The organism is Actibacterium lipolyticum, assembly GCF_900184935.1.
GTDB classification, from domain to species: Bacteria; Pseudomonadota; Alphaproteobacteria; order Rhodobacterales; family Rhodobacteraceae; genus Actibacterium_A; species Actibacterium_A lipolyticum.
Genome location: NZ_FXYE01000002.1, coordinates 79,782 through 89,277, shown reverse-complemented (window position 1 = coordinate 89,277; position 9,496 = coordinate 79,782). Strand labels below are relative to the sequence as shown.

The window sequence follows — 9,496 nt, the reverse complement described above, 5'->3', positions numbered from 1 at the left end:
CTTCGTCTAGCACGGGTTGACACCCCGCGCGAGGCGGCAAAGGGTGGCGCGCCGGACAAAGGGGAAAAGCATGGCGCGAAAAGATCACATTGATGCGTTCGGCGCGGCCTCCCTTATCGGGTTTTCGGCGCTGTTGGGGTTCAACCAAGTTGTCATCAAAATTACCAACGTCGGCATTCAGCCGGTGTTCTTTGCAGGCGTGCGTTCTGCGGGGGCGGTGGTTTGCATCTGGCTGTTCTTGCGCCTGATGGGCAAGCGGCTGGATCTTAGGCGTGAAACCATTCCGGCGGGGCTGTTGATCGGCGCGGTGTTTTCTGTCGAATTTATCGGCCTGTTTCTGGCGCTTGATCTGACGACGGTGACGCGCACTTCCGTCATTTTCTATACGATGCCTGTTTGGCTGGCGATTGCCGCGCATTTTCTGCTCCCCGGAGAGCGGATAACCCCAATCAAAGGTGTTGGTCTGGGGCTTGCGTTTCTGGGGGTCGCTTGGGCCATCTTGGATCGCGGCAATGGCGGCGGTCAGGCAAGTCTGTTGGGCGACCTTTGTGCGCTTATGGCGGCGTTTGGCTGGGCCGGTATCGCGCTGTGCGCGCGGGCGACCAAGCTTAACCAAGTTGCGCCTGAAACGCAGCTGTTCTGGCAGGTGGCGGTTTCAGCGCCGGTTTTGTTGTTGCTGGCGCCGCTGTTCGGCCCGCTGTTGCGTGATTTGCAGCCCATCCACCTGTGGGGGCTTGGCTTTCAGATCGTCGTGATCGTGTCTGCCGGGTTCATGTTTTGGCTATGGTTGCTTAGCATTTACCCCGCCGCGGGGGTGGCCAGCTTTAGCTTTCTGTCGCCGATCTTTGGCGTCGGCTTTGGCTGGCTGATGCTGGATGAGCACATCGGCCCGTCCATCATCGGCCCGCTGGTCTTGGTTGCCGTCGGCATCCTGTTGATTAACCGGAAAGGCCGACCTCAGGTGCCGCAAAAGGTTTGATGTACCACCTCTGCCGGGGTTGGTGGCGTGGTGAACTTAGTACTCGCTGGGGTTTCTCCAAACGGTTGTGCAGTTGCCATCAGCAGGTTTTCGAATGGCGCGAAATCGTCTGACAGGGCGGCTTGAATCACCTCTTCCACGCGGTGGTTGCGCGGGATGACTGCGGGGTTTGTCGCGTTCATCTGAACCTTGCGCGCATCTGAACTCTGAGCTTCGCGCGACAGCCGCGTTTTCCACGCCTCGGCCCATGTATCAAACGCCGTTGGGTCGCTGAACTGGTCACGGGCGGCGTCCGTCGAGAGCGCGCGGAACGTGTTGGTGAAATCCGCGCCATTGGTCGCCATGCGGTCAAGCAATTGATGGATAAGTTCCGCGTCGCCGTCCTCGGCCGTTGTCAGGCCAACTTTCGCGCGAAACACCTCTAACCACGCGGCTTTGAACATGTCGGGGAAGCTGTGCAGCACCTCGGTCGCTTCGTCGATGGCGGCGTCTTGATCGTCGCCCAGCAACGGCAGGATCGCCGTGGCAAGCTGCGCCAAGTTCCACACCCCGATGTCGGCCTGTTTGTTATAGGCATAGCGCCCCTGACGGTCGATCGAACTGAACACCGTCGTTGGGTGATAGCCATCCATAAAGGCGCATGGGCCATAGTCGATGGTTTCACCCGAAATCGCCATGTTGTCGGTGTTCATCACGCCGTGAATGAACCCGACGCCCATCCATTGCGCGATCAACTTGGCCTGCGCGGCGATCACCCCCTTCAACAGCCCCAGTGGGCCGCTGGCATCGGGATAGTGGCGGGCGATGACGTGATCGGTCAGCGCGCGCAGGGCCTCTGCATCATTGCGGGCGGCGAAATACTGGAACGTACCGACCCGAATATGCGAGGCCGCAACGCGGGTCAGCACCGCGCCGGGCAGGGCGGTTTCACGCAGGATATCTTCGCCGGTCGCAACGGCGGCCAGTGCGCGGGTGGTGGGTATGCCAAGGGCGTGCATCGCCTCGGACACGATATATTCGCGCAGCACCGGCCCAAGCCACGCGCGCCCATCGCCCAGCCGGCTGTAAGGGGTACGGCCCGCACCTTTCAGCTGAATGTCACGCCGCTGTCCGTTGTGGGCGACGACTTCGCCCAGCAAGATGGCGCGCCCATCGCCCAGTTGAGGCGACCAGCCGCCGAATTGATGACCGGCATAGACCTGCGCCAATGGCTCGGCCCCTGCGGGAACTGCGTTGCCTGCCAGCATCGCGACCCCATCGGCAGAACGAAGTGCCGCCGGGTCCAAACCAAGCTCTGCGGCCAGCCCTTCGTTCAGGCGAATAAGCGATGGGCCATCAACCGGGGTTGGCGCCATCTTCGTGAAAAAACGGTCGGGTAGGCGGGCATAGGAATTGTCGAAGGGCAGGGAAAGGGTCATGCGCGGGCTCCTGTTCCATGCTGATTTAGGCGTGGCGGGGCAAGATTGCCACCCCGACTACATCGTGCGGGTCATAAGATAGTTTTGCGACCGCGCCCGGAACCCAGCACGTTCGTAAAGCTTGGCGGCGGCGGTGTTCTGATGGTCCACCTCCATATGCACGGCCTTGATGCCCATCTGTTTCAGCATAGGCAGGATCAGATGCAGCGCCTGACTGCCCATGCCGCGCCCACGCACCGCGTCGCGAATGAAAAATTCGTCGATAAAGGCATCGCGCCCGCCCAATTCGATCGAAAAGCCGAACGAAACAGCAATGTAGCCGACCGGGGCGCGCGCAGGCCCGATTAGCCAGATCGCGGCCTGAATGTCTTCGCCATAAAGCGCGGTCAGGGCATCGCGGCGTTGTTGTTCCGTGGTCTGGATGCCCGCATGCGCGTGATAGCTGGCGATCATCGGCAGGACGCGGTTGATGTCGTCAGGCCCGGCAAGGTTCAGAATGCTCATAACCGGCCAAGCCGTTCTGTCAGCAGGTCAAAAAAGCCGTCGGCGTTGATGTCGCCGATAAACAGTGAGTTCGGATCCCGCCCCGAAACGCCCCACCAATCCGCAACGGTCATACCTTGCGTGAATGTGCCTTGGGTTTCGATTTCGACATTGATGTGCCGGCCGGTGAAAAGATCGGGCTGGATTAAATAGGCCGTGACGCACGGGTCATGCAGCGGTGCGCCTTCGCTGCCGTATTTTTCTTTGTCGAAACGCTCAAAGAATTCGGTCATTTCCGCAACCGCGTGGCCGACGTGGCTGCCCAAGGCGCGAAAGGCTTCGTTTCGGGGTTTGGTCACCAGTGCCTTGTGGGTAACGTCAAGCGGCAGAACCGTCAGTGGAATTCCAGATTTAAAAACAATTTCAGCGGCTTCCGGGTCAACGTAGATGTTGAATTCAGCCGCTGGAGTGATGTTTCCCACTTGGAAATAGGCGCCGCCCATCAACACAATCTCGCGGATGCGGCTGACGATGTCGGGGGCCGTTTGCAACGCCGTCGCGATATTCGTCAGCGGGCCAAGCGGGCACAGCGTGACACTGTCTGCCGGTTCGTTGCGCAGGGTGTTGATGATGAACTCAACCGCGTGGGCGTCCTGAAGGGCCATTGTCGGGTCGGGCAACGTGGGCCCATCAAGGCCGGTTTTGCCGTGAACATGTTCAGCAGTGACAAGTTTGCGTTTCAGTGGAACGTCGCAGCCAGCAAAGACTTTTACATGAGGTTTGTTAGCTAACTCACAGACAATACGGGAGTTTTTCTGGGTAAGGGATAGCGGCACGTTACCCGCAACTGCGGTTATGCCTAGCACATCCAATTCGTCCGGTGACGCCAGCGCCAAAAGGATCGCCACGGCGTCATCCTGCCCGGGATCCGTATCAATGATAATTTTTCGTGGCGCAGTCATTAGAGTCTCCTTGTCGTGGCGGAGACTGGCAAGGGCGCCGGACAAAGTCCAGCGCCCTTAAGTTTTCGGGCGGTTATTAGCCGTCGAAATCAACCTCTTCGACCAGCTTCAGCGCAGCAGCGCGCAGTTGGGCCAGTTCCATCAGGTTCACGTTGTCTGGGCCGAAAGTACCCCAACCTTTAACAAGGTCAGATGCTTCGGTGCCTGCAACAACAGGGTATTCATAGTTAACTTCCGCATAGATTTCCTGAGCGGTCGCAGACGTCAGGAATTCCATCAGCTTCAACGCGTCTTCGCGGTTCGGCGCGGATTTGGTCATCGCAATGCCGGACACGTTCACGTGTGTGCCGCCACCTTCGAAGACAGGGAATAGAACGTTGACCGAGTTGGCCCATTCTTTCTGCTCTTCGTCGGCCAGCATTTTACCCATGTAATAGGTGTTGCCCAACGAGATGTCGCATTCGCCAGCCCAGATCGCTTTAACCTGTGCGCGGTCGTTGCCCTGTGGTTTGCGCGCAAGGTTTGCTTTCACGCCTTCCAGCCAGGTTTTTGTGTACTCTTCGCCGTGGTGCTTCAGAACAGCAGCAACCAATGCCAGTGTGTAAGAATGTGTGCCGGAACGGGTGCAGATGCGGCCCTTCCATTTTGGGTCGGCCAGATCTTCGTAGGTCGTAACCTCAGCAGGATCTACACGCTCTTTAGAGGCGTACACGATCCGTGCGCGGGTTGTGACGCCGAACCATTCATTGCCGGGGTCGCGGAAATCAGCGGGGATGTGGGCCGCCAGAACGTCGCTTTCGACGGCTTGCGTAACTTCGCCAGCAACAGCTTCGGCAAGGCGGGAAATATCAACTGTCAGGATGATATCAGCAGGGGAGCGGTCGCCCTCGGCCTGCAGACGCTCAACCAAACCTTTGTTCAGGAAGGCGACGTTGGTCTTGATGCCGGTTTCTTCTGTGAATGCATCCAGCAGGGGCTGGATCAGTTCAGGCTGGCGATAGGAATAGATATTCACATCGGCCAGTGCTGGCGCTGCAACGCCAAGAGCGGTGGTCGCAAAAATTGCGGAACGAACGAAGGATTTCATTGGAGCCTCCCATTACTTCATTTCGGGGGCGCTTAAATCCGACAATTTTACTTTGGTCAATACCTGAATTCTTTGGTCAGGATTTTTCGGCGTGTTTTGCCTCATCCCAAAGGGCATCCATTTCGGCAAGGTTTGAATCCTCTGGCCGCTTGCCGTTAGCGGCGAGTTTTTCCTCGATCGCCTCAAACCGACGGGTGAATTTGGCGTTGGCGGCGCGCAGGGCTTCTTCGGGGTCGATGTTCAGGTGACGGGCCAGATTCGCCATGACGAACATCAGATCGCCGAATTCTTCTTTGACCTCAGCCTCGCCCAGCGTTTCGCGGGCCTCTTCCAGTTCGTTGGCTTCTTCGACGATCTTATCAACCACCTGTTTCGTGTCGGGCCAATCAAACCCCACACGGGCGGCACGTTTTTGCAGCTTTACCGCGCGCGTCAGGGCAGGAAGGCCAACCGCCACCCCATCCAGCGTCCCACGCTCTGCCTTGGCTGCGCGTTCGGCGGCTTTGATCTTTTCCCAATCGGCGGTTTGCTGTTCGGCGGATTTATCGCGGCTTTCGTCGCCAAACACATGCGGATGGCGCGCGACCATCTTGTCAGAGATCGCGTTGGCGACGCTGTCAAAACTGAACATGCCACGCTCTTCGCCCATTTGGGTGTGATAAACGGTCTGCAACAACAGATCGCCCAACTCACCCTCCAGTTCATCCCAAGCCTCGCGTTCAATCGCGTCGGCCACCTCATAGGCTTCTTCGATCGTGTAGGGCGCGATGCTGGCGAAATCCTGTTCGATATCCCACGGGCACCCGGTTTCCGGATCCCGCAACCGGCGCATGATTTCCAACAGGCGGGGCATGCCGCCGTTCGGGTCGTGGATCAGGTCATTCGGCATTGTTGGCCTCTGGCGTCTTCTGGGTGACGGTGTTTTGGCGGGCAAGCCAGTGTGTGATGACGATGATCAGGCTGTCGCGGACGCCCATAACTTCTGAAGGCGACGATGACCCAGCCTAGCGCCAAAAACGGGCTGGTCACGGCCATCCAATACATCGCTTGCCGGAAAGATTGCGCTTCTAAAATCTGATAGAATTCGTTCATCTGCCACGGGCCTTTATACGTGTTGCGTTTACCTAGGCGTCCAATTCCACCCAGACTGGTACGTGATCCGATGGCTTTTCACGTGCGCGCACGTCTTTATCGATTTGGCAGTCCAGCAAAAGGTCGGCGCATTGGGGTGTCAGCAGGAAATGATCGATGCGGATTCCATCGTCTTTGTTCCACGCGCCAGCCTGATAATCCCAGAATGAATAATGTCCGGGGCCTTGGGTGCGGGCGCGAAATGCCTCGGTAAAGCCAAGGTTCAGGATTTCGCGATAGGCGGCGCGGCTTTCGGGGCGGGCAAGCGCGTCTTCTTGCCAAACCTCTGGTCGCTTGGCGTCTTCGTCTTGGGGAATGATGTTGTAATCGCCAGCCATCAGCGCCGGTTCTTCGGCGGCCATCAACTCTTCGGCCCGCGATTTCAGGCGTTTCATCCAAGCTAGCTTATAATCGTATTTGGGGCCCGGGCAGGGGTTGCCGTTGGGCAGGTATAGCCCGCAGATGCGGATCGCCTGCTTACCGACCACGGTCGCTTCTATCCAGCGGGCCTGTTCGTCTTCGTCATCACCGGGCAGGCCGCGGGTGACATCCTCTAGCGGCAGCTTGGAAAGGATCGCGACCCCGTTAAAGCTTTTCTGACCATGGGTTTCGACGTTATAGCCGCGCTCTTCGAACAGCTCGCGGGGGAAGTTTTCGTCAACCGACTTGATCTCTTGCAACAGCGCCACGTCGGGCTGCGCTTCGTCCAGCCATTCGGGAAGCGCATTAATCCGCGCCTTGATGCCGTTGATGTTGAAGGTCGCGATTTTCATTGGGATTCCCTGCTTTCTTCTTGCCGGAAATATCCCCGGCGGCGGCCAGAAAGTCCATGCCCGCCGTCACCGATAAACGCAGGTTGTGCTGCTGCAAGCCAAAGATCATCCAGCGCACGCAGTTGGGCAGCGTCGAAGCGGTCCAGCACCTCCCAATAGCGGCCCGAGGGTTCGAAATAGCCAAGCGCCTTTTCGCGGGCGAGGGCAGCTTCGCAGGCCGCAGGGTTCAGCGTCTGTGGCACAGCGGTGTGCAGGTCACGCAACCCGGCGCGTTGAAATATCAACCGGCTTGGTTCTGTCGATAGATTGACCAAGGCGCAGCCCTGCGTGGCGGCGTGGGCCATCAGCCGCGCGGATTTCGCCTCTAGTGATTGCAGGGTGATGTCGTCGCGCAATGGGTCTGGTGCGCCGGTGCCGTAAAAATGCGTATCCCCGTGGCTGGGGTAGGTCATGTCACAGCCAAGATAGGCGATCACGCGCGGACGGTAGGTGTGAAGCACCCAATAGCTGGCCGTGAACGCCATCGTGCCCCCGGCGTAGACAAAACCGCCATAGGCATTTTGCGCCGGAACATATTCGGTATGGGTGATGCTGCGCTGTGATTGCCTCAGTGATTTGGGGCGGCGATCTTCGGGGAAATCGCCCGCGTGAATGTGATCATCCCAATCATCGCGCAGTTTCCAAGCGTTGTTGATTGCAACGATCCGGTCGAACGGGGGCCGCGGCCAATTGCGGGCCTCAATGGCGTTGGGGCCGCTTCCCAGGATCAAAATGGTCGTCATTTGAATGCGCCCTGTTTCTATACCCGCGTAATGTAGGGCGCGCGTAATCGGTGGCCAGCGGCGCGGCGTTAAGCTGAAGCAATCGCAGTTCCGGCAGCAACGCCCGAAGACCACGCCCACTGGAAATTATACCCGCCAAGCCAACCGGTTACGTCAACAACCTCACCTATGAAATAAAGTCCGGGAACGGATTTGCTTTCCATGGTTTTTGAGTTGAGCCCGGCTGTATCCACACCGCCCAATGTGACCTCGGCTGTGCGGTATCCTTCGGACCCCGCCGGGGTCAGCTGCCACGCGGTCAGTTCGCGGGCAATATCCTGCAGCTTGGCGTCGGAGTAATCGGCAAGGTTGCCGGTCAGCGCCAGCCTGTCAGACGTGAAACTTGCCAGCCGGTTGGGAAGCATTTCGGCCAAAACGGTCGCGATGGATTTGCGCCCGGCCTCTGCCCGGCGCTGGCGCAGGGTTTCATAGGGGTCACTGTCCGGGAATAGGTTCAGCAAGATCGCGTCGCCCTCGCGCCAAAAGCTAGAGATTTGCAAGATCGCTGGCCCAGACAAACCGCGATGCGTGAACAAAAGCGCCTCGTCAAACGCGGTGCCGTTGCAACTGGCCCGCGTTGGCGTTGCAACGCCTGCCAGCGGTTTGAATGTGTCGCCGAATGTTAGCGGGACAAGGGCAGGGCGCGTTTCGGTAATGGCATGATCGAACTGCTCGGCGATTTGATAACCAAACCCGGTCGCGCCCATCTTTGGGATCGATTTGCCGCCCGTTGCCACCACGACGTTCTGCGCTTTGACCGTTTGGCCATTGGATAGGGTCAGGGTGAACCCGGTGTCGGCCTTGGCCACTTCGGTCACCGATGTGTGCAGGCGCAGCTCGGCACCGACTTTGGCCATCTCATCCAGCAGCATCCGAATGATGTCTTTGGCGGTATCGTCGCAAAATAGCTGGCCCAGAGTTTTTTCATGATAGGCAATGCCATGGCGCGCGACCAAGTCGACGAAATCCCACTGGGTGTATCGCGCAAGGGCCGATTTCGCGAAATGGGGATTGGCCGACAGGAAATTCGCGGGCGCGGCGTACATGTTGGTAAAGTTGCACCGGCCACCGCCAGAGATGCGGATTTTTTCGCCCGCGGCTTTCGCGTGATCAATCACCAGAACCCGTCCGCCATTGGCACCCGCATAAGCGGCACACATCAATCCAGCAGCGCCCGCGCCAAGGATTACGGTTTCAAAGCGGTCTTGGGCCATATCGCGGGTCGTTTCCGGTGGGCTGTTTCATCGGGGTTGCACCTTCGGGGCGCTGTGCCGGTTAGCCCTAATGCGAATACGCAGGAATTGCGAGGGGCGTTCGGTACCCCCCAAGATGACCGGTTGATCTGTGTCATGGTCATATTCGAATATTTTTCGTCAACATTCCCTTACGTCAACCTTATCGGGAGGAGTGAAGATGAATTTTAGAATGATCGTAGCATCCCCAATCGTTGCCCTTGCCTTCATGGCGCCGTCCTTTGGGCAGGACATCGATATCGGGCAGCGTGAATACATGAACAGTTGCGCGCAATGTCATGGTGCATCTGGGCGCGGAGATGGCTATCTGGCGGGCTTTTTGAACAGCCCAACGCCCGATCTGACCGTCCTGCAACGTGACAACGGCGGGGTTTTCCCGGTTGCGTCCGTTTATGCCGTGATTGACGGAAGCGCCGCCGCCGGTGTGCACGGAGACCGAGAGATGCCCGCCTGGGGCAACCGGTATTCGGTGCAAGCCGGTCGGCAATTGGGGCGAGAGTTCCTTAGCGATGACAGCGATACATTCGTGCGCGGGCGTATTCTTGCCCTGATCGAATATATCTCGACGCTTCAAGCGGAATAACATCAA

10 protein-coding genes are annotated in these 9,496 nt (G+C 58.4%); 2 read left to right on the top strand and 8 right to left on the bottom strand.

All coding sequences use genetic code 11. The features are described from left to right. Positions 1–70 precede the first annotated feature (70 nt). A complete protein-coding gene (locus COL8621_RS09050) occupies positions 71–979 on the top strand; it encodes a DMT family transporter (protein ID WP_093967068.1) in 909 nt (302 codons plus the stop codon). Here COL8621_RS09050 and COL8621_RS09045 read toward each other — a convergent pair. From COL8621_RS09045 to COL8621_RS09010, 8 genes are all read right to left on the bottom strand, one after another. Then, positions 958–2,397 (bottom strand): protein adenylyltransferase SelO, encoded by a 1,440-nt coding sequence (locus tag COL8621_RS09045; RefSeq protein ID WP_093967067.1) that lies wholly within the window; start codon positions 2,395–2,397, stop codon positions 958–960. The genes COL8621_RS09050 and COL8621_RS09045 overlap by 22 nt on opposite strands. A gap of 57 nt (positions 2,398–2,454) precedes the next feature. Then, entirely contained in the window at positions 2,455–2,901 is a 447-nt protein-coding gene (locus tag COL8621_RS09040) for a GNAT family N-acetyltransferase (RefSeq protein ID WP_093967066.1), read from the bottom strand. Beyond that, positions 2,898–3,842: a nucleoside hydrolase gene (locus tag COL8621_RS09035; protein ID WP_093967065.1), complete on the bottom strand. Its 945-nt coding sequence runs from the start codon at positions 3,840–3,842 to the stop codon at positions 2,898–2,900. The genes COL8621_RS09040 and COL8621_RS09035 overlap by 4 nt, the downstream gene beginning before the upstream one ends. Positions 3,843–3,918: 76 nt before the next feature. Continuing rightward, positions 3,919–4,929, bottom strand: a complete 1,011-nt coding sequence (locus COL8621_RS09030) for a Fe(3+) ABC transporter substrate-binding protein (RefSeq protein WP_093967064.1) — start codon at positions 4,927–4,929, stop codon at positions 3,919–3,921. Between the two features lie 76 nt (positions 4,930–5,005). After that, on the bottom strand, positions 5,006–5,818 hold the full coding sequence (gene mazG / locus COL8621_RS09025) for a nucleoside triphosphate pyrophosphohydrolase (protein ID WP_093967063.1): 813 nt from the start codon (positions 5,816–5,818) through the stop codon (positions 5,006–5,008). 235 nt (positions 5,819–6,053) lie between these two features. Next, positions 6,054–6,833, bottom strand: coding sequence for an exodeoxyribonuclease III (xth, locus tag COL8621_RS09020; protein WP_093967062.1), 780 nt, complete (start codon positions 6,831–6,833; stop codon positions 6,054–6,056). Further along, on the bottom strand, positions 6,830–7,615 hold the full coding sequence (locus COL8621_RS09015) for a hypothetical protein (protein ID WP_235823820.1): 786 nt from the start codon (positions 7,613–7,615) through the stop codon (positions 6,830–6,832). The genes xth and COL8621_RS09015 overlap by 4 nt, the downstream gene beginning before the upstream one ends. A 68-nt stretch (positions 7,616–7,683) precedes the next feature. Next, positions 7,684–8,868: a BaiN/RdsA family NAD(P)/FAD-dependent oxidoreductase gene (locus COL8621_RS09010; RefSeq protein WP_093967061.1), complete on the bottom strand. Its 1,185-nt coding sequence runs from the start codon at positions 8,866–8,868 to the stop codon at positions 7,684–7,686. A gap of 199 nt (positions 8,869–9,067) precedes the next feature. Here COL8621_RS09010 and COL8621_RS09005 point away from each other — a divergent pair, with 199 nt between their 5' ends. Beyond that, entirely contained in the window at positions 9,068–9,490 is a 423-nt protein-coding gene (locus COL8621_RS09005) for a c-type cytochrome (protein ID WP_141137864.1), read from the top strand. Positions 9,491–9,496: the final 6 nt, after the last annotated feature.